The 21,264-nt window shown below is 39.3% G+C and carries 25 protein-coding genes; 8 read left to right on the top strand and 17 right to left on the bottom strand.

All coding sequences use genetic code 11. The features are described 5' to 3' along the window. Nucleotides 1–170: 170 nt before the first annotated feature. The 3 genes from FD16_RS09335 to FD16_RS09325 all read left to right on the top strand — a co-directional run bounded on the left by FD16_RS09335 (nucleotide 171) and on the right by FD16_RS09325 (nucleotide 2,753). Nucleotides 171–1,223, top strand: a complete 1,053-nt coding sequence (locus tag FD16_RS09335; protein WP_010621069.1) for an LLM class flavin-dependent oxidoreductase — start codon at nucleotides 171–173, stop codon at nucleotides 1,221–1,223. Beyond that, nucleotides 1,216–1,902, top strand: a complete 687-nt coding sequence (locus FD16_RS09330) for an NADPH-dependent F420 reductase (RefSeq protein WP_010621068.1) — start codon at nucleotides 1,216–1,218, stop codon at nucleotides 1,900–1,902. Before FD16_RS09335 ends, FD16_RS09330 begins: the two co-directional genes overlap by 8 nt. A gap of 134 nt (nucleotides 1,903–2,036) precedes the next feature. Further along, nucleotides 2,037–2,753 carry a sulfite exporter TauE/SafE family protein gene (locus FD16_RS09325; protein ID WP_010621067.1) on the top strand — a complete coding sequence of 239 codons (717 nt, stop codon included), beginning with the start codon at nucleotides 2,037–2,039 and terminating at the stop codon, nucleotides 2,751–2,753. Between the two features lie 179 nt (nucleotides 2,754–2,932). On the opposite strand, the gene FD16_RS09320 is transcribed toward FD16_RS09325, so the two are convergent. The 10 genes from FD16_RS09320 to FD16_RS09275 all read right to left on the bottom strand — a co-directional run bounded on the left by FD16_RS09320 (nucleotide 2,933) and on the right by FD16_RS09275 (nucleotide 11,609). Further along, a complete protein-coding gene (locus FD16_RS09320; protein ID WP_010621066.1) occupies nucleotides 2,933–3,547 on the bottom strand; it encodes an NAD(P)H-binding protein in 615 nt (204 codons plus the stop codon). A gap of 89 nt (nucleotides 3,548–3,636) precedes the next feature. After that, on the bottom strand, nucleotides 3,637–4,593 hold the full coding sequence (locus FD16_RS09315) for a ketopantoate reductase family protein (protein WP_010621065.1): 957 nt from the start codon (nucleotides 4,591–4,593) through the stop codon (nucleotides 3,637–3,639). Nucleotides 4,594–4,773: 180 nt separating this feature from the next. Continuing rightward, a complete protein-coding gene (locus tag FD16_RS09310; protein WP_010621064.1) occupies nucleotides 4,774–5,721 on the bottom strand; it encodes an alpha/beta hydrolase in 948 nt (315 codons plus the stop codon). 69 nt (nucleotides 5,722–5,790) lie between these two features. Next, nucleotides 5,791–6,381, bottom strand: coding sequence for a Crp/Fnr family transcriptional regulator (locus tag FD16_RS09305; protein WP_010621063.1), 591 nt, complete (start codon nucleotides 6,379–6,381; stop codon nucleotides 5,791–5,793). A 139-nt stretch (nucleotides 6,382–6,520) separates the two neighbouring features. Next, the gene (locus FD16_RS09300) at nucleotides 6,521–7,726 is read right to left on the bottom strand and encodes a phosphopentomutase (RefSeq protein WP_010621062.1); all 1,206 of its coding nucleotides are present in this window, start codon (nucleotides 7,724–7,726) and stop codon (nucleotides 6,521–6,523) included. Beyond that, nucleotides 7,726–8,448, bottom strand: a complete 723-nt coding sequence (gene pnuC / locus FD16_RS09295) for a nicotinamide riboside transporter PnuC (RefSeq protein ID WP_010621061.1) — start codon at nucleotides 8,446–8,448, stop codon at nucleotides 7,726–7,728. Before pnuC ends, FD16_RS09300 begins: the two co-directional genes overlap by 1 nt. Nucleotides 8,449–8,466: 18 nt before the next feature. Further along, on the bottom strand, nucleotides 8,467–9,183 hold the full coding sequence (locus tag FD16_RS09290) for a nucleoside phosphorylase (RefSeq protein WP_010621060.1): 717 nt from the start codon (nucleotides 9,181–9,183) through the stop codon (nucleotides 8,467–8,469). A 3-nt stretch (nucleotides 9,184–9,186) separates the two neighbouring features. Next, nucleotides 9,187–9,849 carry a Crp/Fnr family transcriptional regulator gene (locus tag FD16_RS09285; RefSeq protein WP_010621059.1) on the bottom strand — a complete coding sequence of 221 codons (663 nt, stop codon included), beginning with the start codon at nucleotides 9,847–9,849 and terminating at the stop codon, nucleotides 9,187–9,189. A 334-nt stretch (nucleotides 9,850–10,183) separates the two neighbouring features. Further along, nucleotides 10,184–10,894 carry an MIP/aquaporin family protein gene (locus FD16_RS09280; RefSeq protein WP_010621058.1) on the bottom strand — a complete coding sequence of 237 codons (711 nt, stop codon included), beginning with the start codon at nucleotides 10,892–10,894 and terminating at the stop codon, nucleotides 10,184–10,186. A gap of 124 nt (nucleotides 10,895–11,018) precedes the next feature. Beyond that, nucleotides 11,019–11,609: a TetR/AcrR family transcriptional regulator gene (locus FD16_RS09275; protein WP_010621057.1), complete on the bottom strand. Its 591-nt coding sequence runs from the start codon at nucleotides 11,607–11,609 to the stop codon at nucleotides 11,019–11,021. 123 nt (nucleotides 11,610–11,732) lie between these two features. On the opposite strand from FD16_RS09275, the gene FD16_RS09270 reads away from it, so the two are divergent. Continuing rightward, nucleotides 11,733–12,827, top strand: coding sequence for an ABC transporter permease (locus tag FD16_RS09270; RefSeq protein WP_010621056.1), 1,095 nt, complete (start codon nucleotides 11,733–11,735; stop codon nucleotides 12,825–12,827). 1 nt (nucleotide 12,828) lies between these two features. Then, nucleotides 12,829–13,494, top strand: coding sequence for an ABC transporter ATP-binding protein (locus FD16_RS09265; RefSeq protein WP_010621055.1), 666 nt, complete (start codon nucleotides 12,829–12,831; stop codon nucleotides 13,492–13,494). Between the two features lie 381 nt (nucleotides 13,495–13,875). Here the strand turns inward: FD16_RS09265 and FD16_RS12790 are convergent, their stop codons facing one another. The 5 genes from FD16_RS12790 to FD16_RS09245 all read right to left on the bottom strand — a co-directional run bounded on the left by FD16_RS12790 (nucleotide 13,876) and on the right by FD16_RS09245 (nucleotide 17,358). Further along, on the bottom strand, nucleotides 13,876–14,034 hold the full coding sequence (locus FD16_RS12790; protein WP_155804309.1) for a hypothetical protein: 159 nt from the start codon (nucleotides 14,032–14,034) through the stop codon (nucleotides 13,876–13,878). A gap of 65 nt (nucleotides 14,035–14,099) precedes the next feature. Further along, on the bottom strand, nucleotides 14,100–14,483 hold the full coding sequence (locus FD16_RS09260; protein ID WP_010621054.1) for a hypothetical protein: 384 nt from the start codon (nucleotides 14,481–14,483) through the stop codon (nucleotides 14,100–14,102). 10 nt (nucleotides 14,484–14,493) lie between these two features. Next, nucleotides 14,494–14,805, bottom strand: a complete 312-nt coding sequence (locus FD16_RS09255) for a hypothetical protein (protein WP_010621053.1) — start codon at nucleotides 14,803–14,805, stop codon at nucleotides 14,494–14,496. Further along, the gene (locus tag FD16_RS09250; RefSeq protein ID WP_029508281.1) at nucleotides 14,798–16,105 is read right to left on the bottom strand and encodes a Y-family DNA polymerase; all 1,308 of its coding nucleotides are present in this window, start codon (nucleotides 16,103–16,105) and stop codon (nucleotides 14,798–14,800) included. Before FD16_RS09250 ends, FD16_RS09255 begins: the two co-directional genes overlap by 8 nt. A 662-nt stretch (nucleotides 16,106–16,767) precedes the next feature. Continuing rightward, entirely contained in the window at nucleotides 16,768–17,358 is a 591-nt protein-coding gene (locus FD16_RS09245) for a pentapeptide repeat-containing protein (RefSeq protein ID WP_010621051.1), read from the bottom strand. A 141-nt stretch (nucleotides 17,359–17,499) separates the two neighbouring features. On the opposite strand from FD16_RS09245, the gene FD16_RS09240 reads away from it, so the two are divergent. After that, a complete protein-coding gene (locus FD16_RS09240) occupies nucleotides 17,500–17,949 on the top strand; it encodes a helix-turn-helix domain-containing protein (protein ID WP_010621050.1) in 450 nt (149 codons plus the stop codon). A gap of 98 nt (nucleotides 17,950–18,047) precedes the next feature. Here the strand turns inward: FD16_RS09240 and FD16_RS09235 are convergent, their stop codons facing one another. Next, nucleotides 18,048–18,659, bottom strand: a complete 612-nt coding sequence (locus FD16_RS09235; protein WP_010621049.1) for an ECF transporter S component — start codon at nucleotides 18,657–18,659, stop codon at nucleotides 18,048–18,050. A gap of 105 nt (nucleotides 18,660–18,764) precedes the next feature. On the opposite strand from FD16_RS09235, the gene FD16_RS09230 reads away from it, so the two are divergent. After that, nucleotides 18,765–19,364, top strand: a complete 600-nt coding sequence (locus FD16_RS09230; RefSeq protein WP_010621048.1) for a TetR/AcrR family transcriptional regulator — start codon at nucleotides 18,765–18,767, stop codon at nucleotides 19,362–19,364. Nucleotides 19,365–19,454: 90 nt separating this feature from the next. Here FD16_RS09230 and FD16_RS09225 read toward each other — a convergent pair whose 3' ends face one another. Then, on the bottom strand, nucleotides 19,455–20,402 hold the full coding sequence (locus FD16_RS09225) for a 2-hydroxyacid dehydrogenase (RefSeq protein WP_010621047.1): 948 nt from the start codon (nucleotides 20,400–20,402) through the stop codon (nucleotides 19,455–19,457). 206 nt (nucleotides 20,403–20,608) lie between these two features. Here FD16_RS09225 and FD16_RS09220 point away from each other — a divergent pair, with 206 nt between their 5' ends. After that, nucleotides 20,609–21,169, top strand: coding sequence for a hypothetical protein (locus tag FD16_RS09220; protein ID WP_010621046.1), 561 nt, complete (start codon nucleotides 20,609–20,611; stop codon nucleotides 21,167–21,169). Nucleotides 21,170–21,264: the final 95 nt, after the last annotated feature.

Raw genomic sequence — 21,264 nt, 5'->3', positions numbered from 1 at the left:
AACTTAAAATTAACTTTTCTATCCATTTTACATTATTGCTAATCTTTCGATAATCATCATTTACGGTTTCTCCAAGCTTACGCGCATTCTAGTTGCATTTTTTCACCAATCGAGTACAATATCCTTAAACATTATTACTTACTAAAAGTAAGTATATGGAGGTAAGCAAAATGACAGAGAAAAAATACCAGTTTGGATTAGATACTTTCGGTGATATTGGCTTTAAGAACGACGGTACCCCAATGACAGGAGCTGAAACGCTACGCCAAGTTGTTAAAGAAGCTCATTTGGCAGACGAACTCGGTATTGACCTCATTGCTTTAGGTGAACATCACCGTTCAGAATTTGCGATTAGCAGTCCCGAAATTGTTCTTAGTGCGATGGCGCAAGTAACTAAGAACATTAAATTAGGCACAGCCGTTACAGTGCTGAGCAGTGACGATCCTGTGCGTGTTTTCGAGCGTTTTAGTACACTACATGCGTTATCTAATGGGCGTGAAGAAATCATGTTAGGACGCGGATCATTTACTGAATCCTTCCCGTTGTACGGTTATGATTTGGAAAAATACGATGACTTGTTCGAAGAAAAGATTGCCATGTGGCAGGCATTGCTTGAAGGCAAGCCAATGAATTGGAACGGCAAACTAACGCAGAAACTAACTGACACCACCGTTTATCCTCAACTACCAGAGGGTGAAACAATTGCGACAAGCGTAGCAGTTGGTGGTACACCAGAATCAATCATTCGTGCCGTATATTATGATTTACCAGTAGTGATCGCAATCATCGGTGGCGAGCCGACTCGTTTCCGTCCATATGTTGATTTATACCACAAGGCTACGAAACAATTTGACAAACCGGAGCGTCCCTTAGGAATGCACGCACACGGCATCATTCTCGATGATGAAAAAGAAGCAATCGAGGTTGGTTGGAAATATATCAAAGCGGAAATGGACCGCATTGGCATCGATCGTGGCTGGGCACCAATGACTCGTGATCGATTTGAATTTGAAATTGATAAAGGTTCATATTACGTCGGTACTCCTGAGACAGTGGCACAAAAGATTGCCAAGAATATGAAAGCCATGGACATGCAGCGCTTTGACTTAGTTTATGGTACAGGTGGTCAACTGCTGCATCAACGTGAAGACACAATTCGCAACTATGGTGAAAAGGTCATTCCACGGGTTAAAGAGCTACTTGGAGGTGATGGTAATGACTGAGCCAACTATTGGCATCGTTGGTGCTGGCAAGCTTGGCTCAACCCTAGCACGACTGGGAATTCAAGCCCAATTGCCAATCCTCATCGGTAGTCGGCATAAAGTTGAAGACCTGAAATGGGTAATTGATACGTTGGCACCTGGCACAATCACTCTAACGACTGACGAAGTCATTGAACGAGCTGATGTGATTATTTTAGCTATTCCACTGGGACATTACCTAGATCTTGATCCAGTAAAATTAGCTGGCAAAATTGTTCTTGATGCCAGCAATTATTGGGTGGAAGTCGATGGCACTCACAATAACATTTCGGACTTCAAGCGATCATCATCTGAAGTAGTTCAAGATCACTTAAACAATAGTCTAGTTGCTAAAGCATTTAACCACATGGGTTACCATGATTTAGAAATTGAAGTTGATCGACACCCTGACGTAAGGCGGGCAATGGCTTATGCTACTGATCACGATGAAATTCGACCAACTGTGGAACATGTCATTACGGCTTTCGGATTTGACCCACTATTTCTAGGTCCATTACGATATGGCTTACTGCTCGAACCAGGTAGTCCATTATTCGGAGAAGCAATCCCACGCGATGAGTTCCAGGATAAAATTAACACGATCTACGATAGCCCATATGGACAAAAAATTATCACGGAGCGTGGTGAAAAAATTAAATGACACACAAAAATCACAGTCCGGCGACTGTGATTTTTATTTTGCCATAATATCAAATTAGTTTGCCAGAACCATTGACCCCGTACCATTCTTCAGCGACACTAGAGATATAACTTTCCCAAAGGAGAATAGTCATTGTGACTTGGCTACTAATTATTTTCCCAGCAATGCTCGGCGGTTTCGTCCAAGGATTGACTGGATTTGGTGCGGTGATCATCATGATGATCTTTTTTCCATCAATATTACCTATCGATCAGGCAGCTGGTATTGGCGGCGTCAGTATGTTGGCCAGCATGATTGGTTTGACCATTCGTTACCGACACTATTTTAACTTCAAGCGCATCATCGTACCATTTATCGTCTACGCATCTGTAGCTACATGGTCGGTTCATCTCAGCCACGTACTGGACACCCACATCTTGCGCATGATGCTTGGTGGGTTGCTTGTTGCACTCTACCTGTACTTCACGTTGGTTAAAAGTGCTGGTAGTCGCAAATACCCTTGGTACATTGCTGGCTGTTTTATGATCATTTCAGGATTTTTTAACGGTTTACTGGGAATTGGTGGTCCGTTGATGGCACTATATTTTCTTTCCCTTTCTCATTCGGTACCCGAGTACACCGCCAGCATTCAGAGTTTTTTTATGATCGATGTTTTCTACATCAATACCGTGAGAGTCTTCAACGGGATTTTGGTGCCGCATGATATCTCTTATATTATTGTGGGGATGATTTCGGCTGGTATTGGAACAATTATTGCCGCACGGTTGGCTACTAAGTTGGATGATACGACGTTTAGAAAATGGGTTTATCGATTTATTGGAGTTAGTGGGATTTATTATTTGTTTTTGTGAGGTTCGGTGTTAAAAACAAGCGATCTGGAGGTTTTTTGGGCTCCGGATCGCTTGTTTTTTTTGAAACGTGGAAATTAAGGCAGATGCCTGCCATGTAAAACAAAAATCACAATATTCAAGACCGGAATATTATGATTTATGTCTTACATTCTGGCATCTAACCCGCCTTAATTCCCACTCTACTTTTTGCTAATCGCAATCGAATCATTCAAATACTGGCCATCATTCAAAATCAGATCACTAACAAAATGTGCCACCGTCTTGCGTGAAATTGCATTCCCACGGATTTCTTCATCTCGTTTTGTTACTAAAACTGGTTCGACTTCTTCCGCATCCGTTAGTGTATTTGGCCTGATAATTGTAGTGATCAGTTCACTAGCATCTACAATGTCTGCCCCTACACGTTCGTCACCAAAGTAGGTTGTCGGATCATCTGCTGAGCCGAACATTGCTCGAATTTCTTCCTGATCTGCCGCTGGAATTTCGTCATAAATCCCAGCAGTTGCAATCCAAATTAATCGTTTCACTCCCGCCTCTTGAGCGGCAGTTGTTACCTCTGTGGCCATATCAGCCATATGTTGCCAACCCAGATTTGAGAAGATAATATCCTGGCCCTTCATCGTCTTAACCAATTGTTCATGGTCAAAAGCGTCACCAGTAACCACAGTGCCATATTGTTTTGCTAACTTACGTGGACTGCGCAAATAAAGAGTTAGATCTGCCTTATCAGCCAGTTCCTGTTCGACAAATTGGGCGATATTTCCGCCGGCACCTAAAATAAGTACTTTTTTCATAACGGTCTCCTTTTCATTGACTACGTTCGTGTGACATACTCGGAGAATTATAACTTAACTAGTAACAATTATATATTTAAATGCTCAGGTTATTGTGGTTGTTTGTAACGGCGCATTTCTTCAGTCAAATGTACCAATTTTACTAATAATTCATGTTTTGGTGCGTCAAGTCCGTGGACCTTAGCACGTTTTAAAATATACCCATTAATATACTCAACTTCGGTCGGCCGGTTATTAACCATATCTTGGTACATCGATGGTCGATGCAAAGGATTAACAGATGAACTCTCACGTTGAATAACTGCTGCCATTTCTTCTGGCGTTTTCAACATTTTTACGCCGTCACCCTCGGCTACCTTAGTGCCTTCTTGAATTAGTTCTTCTGACAATTCGCTAGCTTGACTGAATGTCGCATACTGTCCCATTGTAATATCCATCATCGTGCAAATTGTATTGATAACGGCATTCAGCATCATCTTATCCCACAGTGTTCCCATATAATTGGTTAGTAGTGTTGGGTTTAACCCTGCCTTTTGAAATTCATTAACGACTTGCTTGGTAAAATCATCAGGTTTCTCGGTCACGTTAACTAAATGAGTGTGGCCTGCCCCTTTATTACCCATAAAGTTTACATCGCCAGGGTGATTAAGGACTGTTGCCACAAATGCTGTTCCCGCAATGATATGTTGTTGTGGTACATATTTTTCAATGACATCAACAGATCCAATTCCATTTTGATTAGTCAAAACGTAGGTATTATTTCCCAGGAAATGTTTACATGCAGCCATGGCATGATCAGATTCCATCTGTTTCACAAATAAAATGGCTAAGTCGGGCTCTGTTTGATATTCATTAGGTTGATACACGCTAACATTAATCAATTGACGATTTTTCCCGTCACGTGAGACATAGACAACATTTTGTTTTTTAATGGCATCGTAGCTTGGCTTCCATGGTTCTACGAAATCCACATCGTTACCTGCTTCTTGTAACAAGATCCCGTAACGTAATCCCATCGCACCTGCACCAATTACTGCAATTTTCAAAATTATCGCTTTCCTCTCTGTAAACAACCTCGTTATATGGTCGGAGTTTAATTTCGGCTATACTTTGGCTTAATGATACGATTTGATTTAGTGTTATACAAGGTTGGAAGGAAAACAAATAGTTTCACATGAAACATCTGACTGCAAAAACAGCATCGAGATTTTCTCGATGCTATTTCTCTATCCCTTTAAATTGTCTTTCAAGAATCCCAAGATATACTTGTGCAAATCATCCAAAGCGGTTGCTTCAATCGGATAATGTGACCCATTACGTAGCACAGTCCTGGTAACTGGTACTTTCGTAATCTTATCTAAGAATGGATCACTAAGCCACTGTGGTGTCCACCTATCATCTTCTGGTTGAGTTAGCAATACCGGACATACATCAAAGTTTTCTGGTTCAATATCTGGAGTATATGTCATGTAAGTATTCATAAACTTCATAGATACCTTGTTACCTGCCGAAGTTTTGTCCTTGAACAAAACCTTTAAGCAGTCAGGATCATTAACTAGTGCACTCATTTTTGAAGGAATACTCATCTTCATCTTGAAACCACTCAATCCCATGTTTGTGGCCATTTTTGTCATTGGAATACCGAATGTGCCCCAGAACCAGTTATTAGTCGTCGTCATCTGAACATCTTTGCTACGTTGGTCCAAGAAAGTCATTCCGATGATACCTTTCACTTTTTTGTTGCGAGCAGCAACGTGATAAGTTTCCATTCCTCCAGCCGACAATCCATAAAGGAAGATTGGACGATCATCCTTAGCCAATTCTGCATCAATTAGATCACTACCACATTGAATCCAGTCATCATAGCTGATAATACTGTTTGGATTAACATCCGTTACCCCGTAAGTCGGCATATCAACAGTGATTGTCTCATAACCATCAAGAGCTAACGGGCCACCAATGATCATTGAGATTTGACGACCATTTGTACCAACGCCGTGAAACAAAATGATTTTAGCTTTAGCCTTTGGATTACGGAATGTGTCTAAATGAACGCCATTACCTTTCCAGTTCCATGATTCTTCAGTTGGGTGATAGCTGTTAGTGAAGTGATACTTCTTTGGTAAGAAGTTTTGAACGTCGCGCCATGCTTGTTGGTTTTTGTAAGTTGTCATAATTAAATTCCTCCATTTCGTTGATGACACTAATTTAACAAGAAAATGGAGAATGCTCATTGACCTATGTTAATTGTTCCGCATCTTTTTTCGTAGCCGGCTCAAACTTTCTTTTTTGATGCCAATATAAGACGCAATTAAGTTCTGTGGCATGCGGTTTTCGGCCTTACCATATATATCTTGAAACTCTAAATAACGTTGTTCAGCATTTAAATTCTGGAACCCATATTCCCGCTGCATTTTGTAGCGAATAGTTTCTTCTAACAACGAAATATACAACTTAGTGAGACCGTCATCACTCATGATAAGCTTTTTTAATGCGGCTGCTTCAAACCTTAAGCACTGCAAATCTTCGACGGCATCAAAAGCTTCAACACTGGTATCTGAAAACAGCCCTTCGCCAATCAAAAACTCTCCTTCTAACATAAAATTCTTGGTGACATTATTGCCGTCCTCATCAATGTAATAACTACGAGATAAACCTTTAACAATCAGGTATACATAGCGTTGCGGCTCATTTAATCCAAGTACCATGGTGTTACGCGGGAAAAATGATTGTGCTGCGATCATTGCTAAGTTATGAATACTAAGGTTAGTAATTTCTTGGTTGTATTTTGAGAGAATGTTTGTCAGAATTGTTTCCTTGATTTCGAGATCCATGATAAAGTACCCCTTCTGAATGTTTTTTAGTTAACAAAAATAGACTTGAAAGTGGTGTTTCTTTCAAGTCTATCGTTTTGCCAATATAAATTAAAGATCATCTTGCAAAGTGAGTAATTGTAAAATTTATACCAATTATTTAAAGTTGATCCATAAAGCTTGTCCCGACACCTTCAACATCAATGTCAAAGTTATCCAAAACAGTTGCACCTAAATCAGAAAATGTGGTACGAACACCCAAGTTGTAACCGGGATGATTCAAGTCTGGTGAATAAGCAAGTAAGGGTACATTTTCGCGAGTATGATCAGTTCCCTTATAGGTCGGATCATTTCCATGGTCTGCGGTAATCATCATTAGATCATCATCGTGCATTTCACTCATGAAATTGCCTAATCTGCGATCAAAATCAATCAATAGTTGTCCAAAGCCTGCCGGATTTCTTCTATGGCCATATAGAACATCAAAATCAACTAAGTTAGCAAAGCACAGTCCCGTGAAGTCCTTTTGGAGTACTTCATCGATATGATCCATGCCATCATTATTGCTTTCATTATGATATGACTCATCAATTCCTTGGCCTGAAAAAATATCGTTGATTTTACCAATCGCAATCACAGATAAACCTTGATTGTGTAGTTTCACAAGATCAGTTAATCCAGTTGGAGCCAAGCTAAAATCATGTCGATTAGATGTGCGGGTAAAATGATCTTTATCGGGTCCTACAAAAGGTCTAGCAATAACACGTCCTACAGTGTATTCAGGCCCATTTAATAACGTTCGTGCGTAACTACAAATTTCATACAATTCTTCTATTGGTAAGTTATCCTCGTGTGCAGCAATTTGCATGACAGAATCACCAGATGTGTACACAATTAGACTATTGTCTCGAATTTCTTCTTCACCGTAGTCATGAATTACCTGTGTGCCTGAATAAGGTCGGTTAACAATTACTTTACGTCCAGAAAACTTTTCAATCTTTTGGATAATATCTTCAGGAAATCCATTAGGAAACGTTGATAATTCTTGCAAAACAGGTAATCCCATCATTTCCCAGTGGCCATCCATACTATCCTTACCAACAGATTTTTCTTCCATTTTTCCAAAGCATCCAATTGGAGCATCCTGAACCGGCACACCAGTAATAGGTGCATTAGGACGAATGTTGCTTAAACCAATTCTAGCTAGATTAGGTAGCTTTAAATTACCGTCAAAGAACTCCCCGACGTGACCCAATGTATCCGCGCCTTCATCACCATACTTAAATGCATCAGATGCTGCACCAATTCCAACAGAGTCTAATACAACTACAAATACACGTTTAAATTTATATGAGTTTGATGTCATTATTTACCAGCTCCACCTTCGTTATCAGCTTCACCACTAGCCCAAACCTTAGTAGCGTAAATTGAGTTAAATAACAATGCAGCTTGTAGAGCAATTTGAGACATATTAGCACCAAGAGAGCCAATATCTGTGGCACCAATTAAAGTTTGGACGGTTAAAATACCCCAGTAGATAACGTTAGCAATGTTAACAACAATCCATAATGACCAATTTTCCTTGAATTTCATAACGTATAGAGTCTGAGCAATGATACTTACAACAAAGTTAATTGAATCAAAATATGGTAATTGTCCATGTAATGTAGCCAACACAAACCAGCCAATTCCCCATGCGATAAATGCTCCACCAAAAATCATGCGTCTAGTCCTTGGTTGGAATGAATGAGTTGCTTCGTCACGGCCCCACATAAACCAGCCAATTGGTTGTGAAATGACATAAATAATATCCATTGCAAATGATCCATATGCGTGACTAATCCAAGCAATGTAAGTCATCGAGAGACACTGAACAACCCCAAATAGAAATGAAATTTTACGACCTTTCATTCCATAGACAAGACATAAAACGCCGGTAACTCCAGATAACATACCAATCACAGTGTCAGGGGCAATTGCGTAAACTACTACTTGTAAGGCAATTAAAACAGATACATAAATAACTTCAAATTTTTTCCAGTTAGTAAATAATTGGTTAAACCACCAACCGTGTTGTTTTGCTTCCATGATTAACTCCTCCTCTTTTTAATCACTCAAAATATCAAGTGCCAGTTTCAGTGATGCAATTTCGCCCTTTGCCATTAGATCATCACCACTCACCAAGTCATTAACCCCGGCAGATAAGTCACCCTCATATAAAACTACATTATTTAAAATTGATAGAGTTTCTAAATGACGTTGTCGGCCAATCACCATCAAAGCGCCAGATTCCATATCTGCGCCGACAATTCCCTTTTCTGACCAAAAAGCTTCGTTTTTAGCGTTATCGTCCATGTAAAATCCATCGTGAGAACGAATAATGCCATAGACCGCATCAGGAGCGTATTTTCGAGCTAATGACATCAGCTTAAATGATGGTACAGCTGGATAAATTCCTGGTGCATATTTTTGAGTTAATCCATCGTCGCGGACAACACCTTCGCCAATAATTAATTCGCCAAAATCTATGCCTTTTTGCATTGCGCCGGCCGAGCCAACACGAATAACATTTTTAACACCTACGTTGTTTAGTTCTTCGACGCCAATCCCTGCTGACGGTGCTCCAATACCTGTTGACATGGCTAAAATTCGTTTGCCACGATATTCACCAATTACTGATTTATATTCACGGTTAAATGCCCATGACTGAACATTGTCCATTAACTCAGCAATCTTATCAACACGGGCAGGATCGCCCATAATAATTGCGCTATCTGTATTAATTTCGCTAGTTAACTGTGTGTGTGGTTGTTTTTCTTCCATTTTTTACTCCCCGTTTCTTAAAATATCGTATAGTTTTGAATGATCTAAAATTGTGATATTGCCGCGGTCAACCTCGATTGCATCAACCTGGCTGAGAATTTGTAAAATTCTGTTTATGTTTCTGTATGATGTATCTACTTCATACTCAAGTTGTTTGCGAGTAATCTGATCGCCTGTTTGTAGTTCATTAATTAAATACGCAACCGTTTGTTCTAAAGCAGAATGTAGACTGTAGCGTTCCGTACGCTTAGTTAGATGGTAAAGTTGTTCAGATAAGTTATAAATAAAATTGCTGGCAAAAACATGGTCTAAATCGATCCATTTTCTAAAATTGCGATTATTAATCTTTAGCATTACCACTGGTGTAATGTTCAGAATTGACGCGCTATATGCGGTTTTAATAATTGCTTCCTGTTCACCAATTAACATTCCCGCATCATAAACATCTAATACAACTTCCTTACCACCTCCAGAAATCAAATAAACTTTTACTTTCCCAGAAACTAACACATAGGTATCATCATACTTATTGCCTTGAAGGAGTTTGAACTCACCCGTACTGAAATTTTTCACTTCAATTTCATCAATAATTTCAAGAGGACAGGTCTTAAAAAGGCTTGATACCTTAGCGTTGGACTTAATTGCAGCGTATACGTCGTTTATCATGATAAATAGCTCCCTCACTATGCTTATATTTTATTTGAAATTAACTTTTTAAAATAGGAATTGTGGCTTGCTTAATGTATGCGTTTTCAAAAAATGTATTGCTAATTTAAAATAATTTAGGACATTTGTCCTATTCAAGTGTTGTTAATATAATTCCGAAAATATATGGATAATTTCTTGCTTAAGTATATGACAATATTATCTAATATAATTAATAAAATACGCAATCTTCAATAGTTACCACATTTGAAAACTGAAAAAAAGCAATCCATAATGGTCAGCGCTCAGGCTAACCATTATGGATTGTTTTTAAATGTCTAATTGATGAATACTATCAAACAACCGCCTGCACCGCAGCTGCCGTAATTGCCCCTAAAATCGGTCCAAATAGTGGTACCCAAGCATACTCCCAGTGAGCAACATCCTTGTTAGGTACCGGCATAATTGTATAAGCGAATCGTGGCGCTAAATCACGAGCTGGGTTAATCGCAAAGCCCGTCGTTGTACCAAGACCCGCACCGATAATAAAGATCACCATCCCCACAATAAATGGCTTCAAACCAACGGTAAAGTTACCTAAATTTAGAAGAATAAGAACGAAAAATAAAGTGGCAATAAATTCGCTGAGAAAATTAAAGACATTATTTTTGATGGCTGGCATTGTTGCAAAGATGGCTACGGAATTTCCATCTTCAACAGTCTTGGCGTTCTTGAACTGAGGATAGAACTGAATCATCACGATCACCGCACCCACAAAAGCTCCCAACATTTGGCCTAATATATAGGGCACAACATTGTGCCACGGAAATAGGCCAAATAGTGCGTAAGCAATCGTAATCGCCGGATTTAAATGGCCTAGTGAACCCAGTGAACCAGCAACGTAGACACCCATCGTAACGGCAATTCCCCAGGCAAAACTGATGTAAAACCAGTTAGTTCCTGTCGCTTTACCAAAAGTCTTCTTTAAGTTAGCACCAGCCGCCACCGATTGTCCTAAAACGATCAACACACAAGTACCAAAAAATTCCCCAATAAATCCGTGCATAGTAATTTTCTCCTTCAAAGTTGCAGACGTTTGTTTATTAAGTAAATTAACTCATAAAACGGTTACATAAACAATAAAAACAGGAAAATGTCATTAAAATAAAATGCATTTTCCTGATTTTGAATTACTTCTTAATTCCGTTCATGATCCATTTAACTCGATATTCAAACTCAATTCGCAACTGAGCGTCGTCCCATGAATTAATCATTGCATCGTTTAATGAATTAATTACCAGCTGCATCACAAAGTAAAGAAAGCTTTCAGCCTCTTGTGAATCTCCAATCTCAATTCCACTATCAACCAACAGATTCTGCCACTGTTTCACACCATGCTCACCGACATTGACGCGCTTGGAAAATATCGACTGATTATCCGTCAGTAATTTAATCTTTTTCATTTCATCATCATTGTCAGATAGATTTAAACATGTGACCAAGAATTCTTCGATTCCACCAAAAAAATCGTGTTTCTTGTCCGCAATGGCCTGCATAATATCAGCGTGAATCTCACCAGCATAGCACATTATCAAGTATTGATACGCATCATTCAAATCATCGAAGTACTTGTAAAAAATTCCTCGCGACATCCCCAGTGCCTCAACAATGCGACTAACTTTAACCTGACTGACGGGCTGCTCGGCAAAAATTGGTAGCATAATATCTCTAATTTCTGCCTGACGAGCACTTTCCAAATTATTAAAGGTTTTTTTCGGCACTGTCCATCATCCCCCAATGTTTTGTTTCATTTATAATAACATATTTGACTTTTGTGGTGACAAATTGTCACCGATGATATATACTGTCAAATTGTAAGCGATACACGAAAGGATGATGACCCCATGTTCCTCGCAATTAAAGAAATGAAATATGCAAAACTACGCTACTTTCTCATAATCGGCATCATGCTACTGGTTTCGTACGTCGTCTTTATGTTATCCGGATTAGCTAACGGTCTTGCTACCGGCCATAAGCAAGCCATCACAGACTGGGATGCTAGTACAATCGTCTTGTCGAGTGACAGCAACAAGATTGCCAATGCATCGATGATGACACGATCAGATTTGACGAGAATCCAGGCCAAGCGAAAGGCGGCAGTCGGTTTACTGTCGACGTCATCGAGACTATCTGGCCATTCGGGTAAAACTAATGTCTCAATTTTTGGAGCTCAGGAAAATAGTTTCGTCGTCCCATCACTGATTGAGGGCCACAAGTATTCAAACGACCACGAAGTAATTATTTCGGCCAATTTAAAGAATGATGGCTACTCGCTTGGTGACAAGATAAAGCTTGGCAACGATCCACACGCATTTAAAATTGTTGGCATTTCTAAGTCGACTACCTATAGTATTCAACCAGTCATCTACCTTAATTTGAACGCGTACGCATCGCTCAAGGGTACTAGTGGTGAGCTGACAACAGCACAGCAACCAATTTCGCTGGTTGCGGTCAAGGGCCAATCACCGGAGGCCACTAAAATAACGACCCACAAGTCAGATGCCAAATTATCCAAGTTATCGGTCAATGAATTTATCACTAACTTACCAGGGTATTCGGCAGAAAAATTGACACTGAATACAATGATCTACTTTCTGTTCGTGATTGTGGCTGCGGTGCTCGGAATCTTCCTGTATGTTATGACAATGCAAAAAATCAGTTTATTCGGGGTGCTGAAGGCCCAAGGAATTAAAAATAGTTATTTGATTCAGTCAGTCGTTGGCCAGTCACTAATCGTTAGTGTCATTGGCGTAGTGCTGGCGTTCATACTCAGTGTATTAACCAGTCTCGTTTTACCAGCGGCCATGCCGTTTACTGTTAACACGAGCGAGTGGCTATTATACGGTGCTGTTTTAATTATCGTATCGATGATTGGAGCATTGTTCTCCATTCATTCCATTATCAAGGTCGATCCAATCAATGCAATCGGAGGTGAATAGCATGTCTGTCTTAACAATGGATGGTATTTACAAAACTTTCGGCAGTGGCCACACACTGGTCACTGCTCTTACAGACGTGAACTTATCAGTTAACGCTGGTGAATTTATCAGTATCATTGGACCATCAGGATCCGGTAAAAGTACTTTTTTAACGATTGCTGGCGGTCTACAATCACCAAGTCGTGGGACAATTAAAATAGACAACCTCAACCTAACCAAACTCAATGATCGACAGAAAAATGACGTGCGTTTTAATAACATCGGCTTTGTTCTACAAAGCTCGAACCTAATTCCGTTTTTAACCGTTGCAGATCAATTCAAGCTTGTCGAAAAGCTCAGTCATCAATCACTGCAACAACGTAGTGAAGCATTGTTAAAATCACTAGATATTTGGGATCTGAAGGATAAATACCCCAAAGAATTGTCCGGTGGTGAACGTCAACGAGTTGCCATTGCCCGGGCACTCTGCCATAATCCTAATTTGATTTTAGCCGATGAACCAACTGCAAGCCTTGATTCAGATCACGCATACGAAGTTGTTAAAATTTTGGCGACTGAAGCTCATAAAAATAAGAAGGCCATCATCATGGTGACGCATGATGAACGTATGACTAAATGGAGTGATCGTGTTTATCGAATTCGAGATGGGCATTTTGCAAGCGCTTAGAATAATTAAGGGGTGCCAAGTAACTTTTGTCTATGATAAGAGTTATTCGGCACCTTTTATTGTTAATAAGTTATAATACATTACGATAAATACTATGGCTTAATTAGATAAAAAAGTACCGCTTGTCGGGTAACAAGCGGCACTACACTAGATAGGATATGGATGTTTGGTGTATTCAAGGGATGGTTGAATACGTTCTCAGTATAAACTAAACCGTTTTACTGACACAATGGGTTGGTGGAAAAAATAAGTATAGATTTTTTAAAGAATTTCTATCACAGTCAGCTATGTCTAAAGATAAAAAAATAGACTAGATTTTATCTAATCTATCTTTAAAATGTTTCACGTGAAACTTCCAGTGATACACCGCTTTATATAATTTTAAAATGCTTCAGGTTCCTTCCAGCCGGCTCCAGTTCTTATGTAGTCTTTCGTACCAATTGCACTGGTTACTTCAATGCGATAAACGTCCTGACTAGCCGCTGCCTGCAACATTGTTTCGAACGTTAATTCTTCATCATCAAAATATTTAAATTCCATCCTAAAGACCCCCCGAGTATTTTTTGTTCTAGTATTAATTTACCACAGAATTAAAACGCTTTATATTACGATAATATTTCGACATTACGAATTTCGTCTAACTCAAGTTTCATGTAATGATCATCATTAATTTGAAGAATGATTTGATCATCATCAACACCCAACACATGCCCAGTTTCCGACTCTATCAGCTCGCCGTGCTGAAATTGGTTAAGTTGAACGTGCACCATTTTTTTGTAATGCCACGCTTGAGCAAGTAACAAACTAACTTCTTTTTCATCCTGTTTTTCTTGTAAATCTTCAGGAATTTCATTGGCAAACATTTTCTTCAGGGCACTAGTATGATCAGACAAAAAGAAGCCCGCCCACTTCAGCATGCCACGGTCGTGATAATCACGTTGAAAAAACTGCTCAACTAATTTTTCATCATCAATTCGATCAAGTCTCATCATAAACACCTTACTTAATCAGTCGTTGCCGCACTGGCCAACGTAATCCCTCAAAATGTTGGAATTCGATGGTCATCTGTGTACTCATTTCAACTAACCTAATAACCCGTTCTAAATATTCCAGAGTGTATTCTTCCAGACTATGGAGCGGAATCGAGCGTTCGTTAGTATATTTGCTCTTGATATCCAAGAAAAAATTGTAGCTATCGTCGTATACGTCATTTACAACGTATATTCGGTACCTCAAACCACGAGTTGGTTTAAAATTTTGGTCCAATCGTTCAATAATTAATGCCGCTGCATCTTTTGGTGACTCAGTCATAGCTATTACCTCCATTATGTCCACCAACCAACGATGCACGCTCCAACATCGTACCACCACGTAACAGACTGGACGCCATAATTAACTTGGTGACGCCAAATCGGTCACGAATTTTATCCATGATTCTGTCGACGTTGTCGCGTTTGATCTGTGGTTCTGGTGCTTCAAATAAACTTAATTGTAATCCGGTGTCCTCGGATAATTGAGACAAGGAGACCATTACGTTACGAATGCTTTGGCCCTCCCAATTTTGGCGAAATAATCGCATTAATACTTCATTGATTTCGGCCGTACTACTAGTAGTTTCGACTTTAATTGATCGATGAAATCCACTACGACCGTCCTCTTCACTGGACGAATATGAAAATCCCAAACCCAAACTGATGACGCTCGCTGCTTGCCGATGGTGCCGCATCCGCGAGGTCACCTGCTGACCAATTTCGCTAATCACTAACTCAATTTCGCGCTGAATACTGTAGTCCCTGGGCAATACTTGCGAATTACTCCAGCTTTTATCTACCGGATTAATTAGCTTCGACAGTTTACTACGATCGATACCCCACGAGAGGGCAAATAGTTGCGAACCAATGACTCCCATTTCCGACTTTAACTCGTATGGATTACAGTGTGCTAAATCGTCCATGCTAAAAATTCCCATTCGGTTTAAATGGTCAGCTGTACGATGCCCGATGCTCCAGACACTAGTTAAGTCAGTGATTGGCCATATTTTCTTGCCAAAAGTTCCATATGAAAGCTCGCCGATTAAATTATGATCGTGCTTCGCAAAAATATCTAACGCCAGTTTTGCTTGTAGTGGATTTCTACCAATTCCAACAGTCGTATACAGGCCATACTTGTGTCTAATGGTGTGTTGAATTTCTTGAGCGACTTCCATGGGGGAACTACCAAATAATTGCCATGATTTAGTCATATCAAGAATGGATTCATCAATCGAGTAAGGATAACAGTCCTCGTCAGCACAGAAATCTCTGAATGTTCGATTAACTGCTAAATTTTTATGAATGTAAAGGTTCATGCGTGGTGGTGCAATGATCATTTCGGGCACATTTGGCAAATCACGTCTTCGTGAAACATTACTAATACCGTAACGTTTTTTGGCGGTTGGAGAAGCAGCCAAAATTAGACCACCTCCACCAGTGTTTTCTGTTTCTGACATGACCACAAGTACAGACTGCAACGGGTTGAGACCTCGTGCAACACTTTCGCAACTGGCATAAAAGCTCTTGTTATCAATCATGAAAAAAACTCCTTGCGGCTCACTCTCATAATTCATTTTAATCACCCCAATCACTTTACGTTTACCATTATCGAACATGCGTTCGTATTTTTCAAGAGAACAATTCGAATTTTTACGTATAGAGTAAATTTAGGTATCCAGCTGTGCTGTTATACCGGTATTCTAGAAAATAAAAAACTTTCTATCTTAAATGATACTCATTCAATAATGTGGCAATTCATGATACTATGTGGACATAAAAAGGATGCACCGTAATGCATCCCGTGGTCTGCCGTTCGATACGGTTACCAGCAAATAGTTCATGAATAAACGTTAGCTGTGCAAAACTATGACGGTTATTTTATGTTTATTAGAGCAACAACTAGTATTGCAAAATCAATCATCGAAGTGATTGCTTCAAATACTGTCATCTGTTCCTCTCTAAGGGGTAAAACACTAAAATTCATAAGCATCACCCCGCTTTTCTGGGGCTAGCTAACCGTCACAAACTCAAAACGTACATAAGTATAGCAAACATATCATTGAAAATCTCTATGATTTTAAGTAGTATAAATACCTACGCAAAAGTGTTTGTGGCCACTAAATAGTTGACCGAAAAGCCACATTAAATCAAATTTAATTACATTTCTTAAAATTAAAAACTTGATCAAACCAAAATACCATAATAGTCGTTAATCACCATGCAAAAGTGATTAACGACTATTTTAATCTGCCACATCAACGCCCATTTCACCAAGTAACATAGCGGCCTGCCATGAATTAATCTTCAATCCTCGGATTAGTGACGGTGTGAACGTCAGTGATTCAAAGTTAGCCTTAGAAATATCCACATGGTTTAAAGCAGTATCTGTAAAATCTGCTCCAGATAACTCACATTCGGAAAAAACTAATTTTGACTGTACACGCACACTTTGAAAGGAGCTATCAGTCAACTTAGTTTCATTAAACTGACAGTTCTTTAATATGCTTTCAGCCATAATCAAGTACATACCCTGACAATCACTAACTGTTGAATCATGCCAACGATTTCGAGTGAAATTAACTCCTGTTAACTGGCAATTCATAAATTTAGTCCTGTAAATTAAACTATTACTAAAGTCTGCATTTGGTAATCTGCACTGCGTCAACGTGCAGTCTAACCATTCACTAAATTTAAAGTCTGTCTGTTCAAACGTACAATTAATAAAATGAACGCTGTCTAGTTTGATTGTATCCTGTGCATAATCAAAATGACACTGCTCATATGTTTCGCCCGCCACCGTAGCATCAAGTGGCAATTCTTGTTTTGTAATCATGTTTAAATCCGCCTTAAATTCGTCTTTATCAAAATTTTAGTACTATTTCCCGGGTAATACACCTAAATTAATTAATTGCTTGAGAGACAAGCGAGCTTTTTACACCAAATTAAGTATACTGAGAATTAAGGAGGACGAATCATGAAATTTAACGAGCAAATTTATCAAATCAGAACTCAGTCAAAACTTACTCAAACCGAAATGGCTGATCAACTACATGTTTCTCGTCAAACAATTTCCAGTTGGGAAACTGGCCGTAACCTTCCTGACTTAGAAACTGTGGTCATAATTGCTCAACACTTTGGCATTACCCTTGATGACTTAATATTAGGAGATAAAACCATGCAAACAAAATTAATTAAAGACACCAGTAAAACTCACCGTGCACGTCTCAACTTCGGTGCCGCCGTATTATTCATCATCGGCGTGATCTGTTTTCTGGCAGAACTGGTGATGCCAAGCTGGGTTGACCGCACTAGCATGTTACACGAACCCTACTTCTTTTTGATTCCAATTGGATATCTAATGATCTTTGCCGGCATAGTCATGTCGTTCGTCAGTCTAATTAGTAAAGTAAGAAACAGAAAGTGATCGAAATACTACAATTAACGGTAGACTAGTCGTGATTTCATATCCGTATAATTTGATGCATAAGCCATGATATACTGTAGTATGTCGTGGCTTATTAGTTACTGTTGTCCCGCTCGCCACGGTAGAATATGTGTTGCACTGACCAAGGCTTTTATGATTAAAGGAGTAATAATAATTGCACCGATTAGCTCTGGAATTCCGTTTGAGACAATAATTGAACCCATCAATTCTAAAATTTTGGTTGAAGGAACGTTATAGGTCTTAGTCATAGTTGACGTGTATAATGTACCCATGAGCGCAACAACTAAAATTGTGTTAGTTAAGGTTCCCAAAATTGCACCAACGATACTGGCAACCCCGACTTTATGAACATATTTATAAACAAGTCTAAAAGAAATTGCCGCAACTAGACCAACCAAAACACGTGGAATAACTGATACAATTGGATTGGTGAACACAATCGTATCTATTGGACTAGTTGGGGAAGTGAATGCTCTAAACACAGTCAAAATTCCCCAAACAAATCCAACAAACATTCCATCTATGGGTCCTAACATGATTCCAGCCACAATCACGGTAATATGGATAATTGTTAATGATGTAAAGCCCAGCGGTATGTACCCAAGCATTGGGATCATAGTCTGGAGTGCAATCAATGCAATAAAAACGGCTCTGATAACTAAGTGATAAGTGTGTCCCTTTGAATTCATGATGTCACCTACTATTCTTTATTTTTAATGACACTCGTGTCATTAATTGCTAATTATACATAATAATGACACATATGTCATTATCTATTTGAGGTGAATTTTTTAATGGCAAAACTAACAAACCAACAAAGAAAAGAAAATAAGCGTCAATCAATCCTTGAGAACGCAAAGAGAGTTTTTCAGAGAAAGGGATTTTTGGATGTAACAATGGCAGATATTATTACCGAAACGCAAATCAGCCGAGGAGGAATATACTTATATTTCAAATCAGTCGACGAAATTTTTATTGAGGTACTGAAGCAGCGTAATAGTCATTCTTTAGATAACATCAACGATGAAGTAGAACATAATACGCCATTCGAAGACGTGTTTAATGAGTATTTGCAAAACCAGAAGGATCGTCTGCTTAACCATATTGAAGACAGTTTACTAAGGGCAGTCTATGAATTCTACTTTACGCACAAATCACCAACTAGCCGGCAATTTCAGCAGGAACAATTCGCAATGATTAAACAGACCATCTTAACAATGCTTAAACTTGGTGTCAGCCAGAGTAAACTAGATGATCAACAATTGATTCCATTATCAGAACAATTAATGTTTTTGATTGAAGGGCTGAGCGTTCTTTCACTGACAGGTGGACTAACCGAGCAACAAGTTGATCAGCAGTTTGCCTTAATCAATCAACGAATCCCACGAGTCTAGTCACGATCACGAAATAGTAAACCATTATCAGCAACTTAAAAAGGCCTCCCATTTAAACTCAATGGGAGGTCTTTACTACTATTATTTTTTCTAAACAACTTGATTAATTGGATCACCATCAAAGAAAGCCGCAATGTTGTCACTGATCATTTTAACCAATCGTTGACGGGTCTCTAGTCCCCGCCACCCAATGTGTGGTGTCACAATCGCATTAGGCAAGGTAAATAATGGGCTGTCATCCGGTAATGGCTCAACTTCTTGTACGTCTAAACCGGCACCGGCGATTTTATGCTGTTGCAAAGCTGTGACCAAGGCATCTTGATCAATTAATCCACCACGAGCCGTGTTAATCAGAAAAGCTGTTGACTTCATGGAATCCAGAACCTGGGCATCAACCATATGATGTGTTGCCTGATTTAGAGGTAAATTCAACGAAACAAAGTCGCTTTTAGCGAATAACTCATCCTGAGTCGTAAAGTGGATGCCGTCGAAGTCATCTCGTGGCGTCCGTGTTGAAACTAAAATATTCATTTCAAGCGCCTGCGCAACTTTGATAACCGTACGGCCAATGTTGCCAAAGCCAATTACTCCCAATGTTTTGCCGTTTAATTCCTCATGAGTAACCATTAAATGTTTACTGAAATTATCGTGATTACCAACTGCGAGCATTCGCATCTGTTCTTGCATTGAACTAGCCAAGTTCATCATCAGCATAATCGCAGTATGTGCCACTCGTTGCGTGCTATATGCAGGAATATTGGTTAGAACAATGCCTCGTTCCTTCAGTGCATCAATATCATAGTTATTAAAACCAGTTCCCGCCTCGCAAACCATTTTCACACTATCAGGGAACTGACGAATAATCTCGCCTGGCATGGGCATTTCTTTAGTTACTACCACGGTTGCACCTTGAATACGTTCAATAATTTTATCCTGCGACGTCGAATCATAGGCTGTTACATCGCCAGGTAGTTTTGACCAATCAATTTGATGATCATAGTTAACAACTTCGCCGTTTAATACCACTACTTTTTGCATGATTTTCCCTCCGTCATTTGTACCTGATTTGACCTCTCCACTGAATTATAAATCACTATTATTTGTGAAAACAAGCCGAATTGTTTCACATGAAACAATGTTTTATGACCGCCTTCAAATTTATCGTTGAAATTGTGAGCGTTTACCTTTATTTATTGCCGATAAGACTTATAATGATGCTAATTTATTGTGAAGGAGTGGTTCATTTGACAACACGTTATGAAGCAGCAATTGTTCCGTTAAATGCAAGTAAAATTGGTTCTGAGGCTTACGGTCACGCAAGTTTCACTATCGATGGTGATACTCTAACAATTAAAATCGATATGCATGGTACCCCAGCTAACACCCAACACTGGGAGCATTTTCATGGCTTTCCAGATGGCAAACAAGCATTGATTGCCACCGAATTACAAGATGCTAACGGTGACGGTTTCGTTGACCTACCGGAAACAGAACCAGTATCAGGTACAACAATGGTGCCATTTGATGATGCACCTGAAAATATGGATATTCCTCATGATCGTTATCCAGTTGCTGATCAACAAGGCGGTTTCTCATATGAAAAGAAAGTACCATTGGCAACTCTCAAGCAGAACTTTAAGGATGCTTTCGGTGACGATGATCTCAAGCTGGACAAGCGTGTCATTTATATTCATGGCGTTCCAGACAGTCTCAACTTACCAGCATCAGTAGCTGGTGCCGTTGCATCATACGATGCTCACACGACATTGCCAATTGCCACAGGCCAGATTGTGGCTGTTGACTAATTTTAAATGACCAAAGTTAAAAAAGCAGCATTCTCATCGTAATGGGAATGCTGCTTTTGACATCTTTTGGTTCTTCGTCAAGAAGTACTGATAGA

Origin of the sequence: Paucilactobacillus suebicus DSM 5007 = KCTC 3549, assembly GCF_001434475.1 — a bacterium.
GTDB classification, from domain to species: domain Bacteria; phylum Bacillota; class Bacilli; order Lactobacillales; family Lactobacillaceae; genus Paucilactobacillus; species Paucilactobacillus suebicus.
This window is presented reverse-complemented; position numbering and strand designations above follow the sequence as displayed.

Excerpts from the sequence above, each read along its gene's own strand:
- FD16_RS09335 (WP_010621069.1), top strand. The coding sequence starts at position 171 with ATGACAGAGAAAAAATACCAGTTTGGATTAGATACTTTCGGTGATATT.
- FD16_RS09330 (WP_010621068.1), top strand. The coding sequence starts at position 1,216 with ATGACTGAGCCAACTATTGGCATCGTTGGTGCTGGCAAGCTTGGCTCA.
- FD16_RS09320 (WP_010621066.1), bottom strand. The coding sequence starts at position 3,547 with ATGAAAAAAGTACTTATTTTAGGTGCCGGCGGAAATATCGCCCAATTT.
- FD16_RS09310 (WP_010621064.1), bottom strand. The coding sequence starts at position 5,721 with ATGACAACTTACAAAAACCAACAAGCATGGCGCGACGTTCAAAACTTC.
- FD16_RS09305 (WP_010621063.1), bottom strand. The coding sequence starts at position 6,381 with ATGGATCTCGAAATCAAGGAAACAATTCTGACAAACATTCTCTCAAAA.
- FD16_RS09300 (WP_010621062.1), bottom strand. The coding sequence starts at position 7,726 with ATGACATCAAACTCATATAAATTTAAACGTGTATTTGTAGTTGTATTA.
- pnuC (WP_010621061.1), bottom strand. The coding sequence starts at position 8,448 with ATGGAAGCAAAACAACACGGTTGGTGGTTTAACCAATTATTTACTAAC.
- FD16_RS09290 (WP_010621060.1), bottom strand. The coding sequence starts at position 9,183 with ATGGAAGAAAAACAACCACACACACAGTTAACTAGCGAAATTAATACA.
- FD16_RS09285 (WP_010621059.1), bottom strand. The coding sequence starts at position 9,849 with ATGATAAACGACGTATACGCTGCAATTAAGTCCAACGCTAAGGTATCA.
- FD16_RS09280 (WP_010621058.1), bottom strand. The coding sequence starts at position 10,894 with ATGCACGGATTTATTGGGGAATTTTTTGGTACTTGTGTGTTGATCGTT.
- FD16_RS09270 (WP_010621056.1), top strand. The coding sequence starts at position 11,733 with ATGTTCCTCGCAATTAAAGAAATGAAATATGCAAAACTACGCTACTTT.
- FD16_RS09265 (WP_010621055.1), top strand. The coding sequence starts at position 12,829 with ATGTCTGTCTTAACAATGGATGGTATTTACAAAACTTTCGGCAGTGGC.
- FD16_RS12790 (WP_155804309.1), bottom strand. The coding sequence starts at position 14,034 with ATGGAATTTAAATATTTTGATGATGAAGAATTAACGTTCGAAACAATG.
- FD16_RS09260 (WP_010621054.1), bottom strand. The coding sequence starts at position 14,483 with ATGAGACTTGATCGAATTGATGATGAAAAATTAGTTGAGCAGTTTTTT.
- FD16_RS09255 (WP_010621053.1), bottom strand. The coding sequence starts at position 14,805 with ATGACTGAGTCACCAAAAGATGCAGCGGCATTAATTATTGAACGATTG.
- FD16_RS09245 (WP_010621051.1), bottom strand. The coding sequence starts at position 17,358 with ATGATTACAAAACAAGAATTGCCACTTGATGCTACGGTGGCGGGCGAA.
- FD16_RS09240 (WP_010621050.1), top strand. The coding sequence starts at position 17,500 with ATGAAATTTAACGAGCAAATTTATCAAATCAGAACTCAGTCAAAACTT.
- FD16_RS09235 (WP_010621049.1), bottom strand. The coding sequence starts at position 18,659 with ATGAATTCAAAGGGACACACTTATCACTTAGTTATCAGAGCCGTTTTT.
- FD16_RS09230 (WP_010621048.1), top strand. The coding sequence starts at position 18,765 with ATGGCAAAACTAACAAACCAACAAAGAAAAGAAAATAAGCGTCAATCA.
- FD16_RS09225 (WP_010621047.1), bottom strand. The coding sequence starts at position 20,402 with ATGCAAAAAGTAGTGGTATTAAACGGCGAAGTTGTTAACTATGATCAT.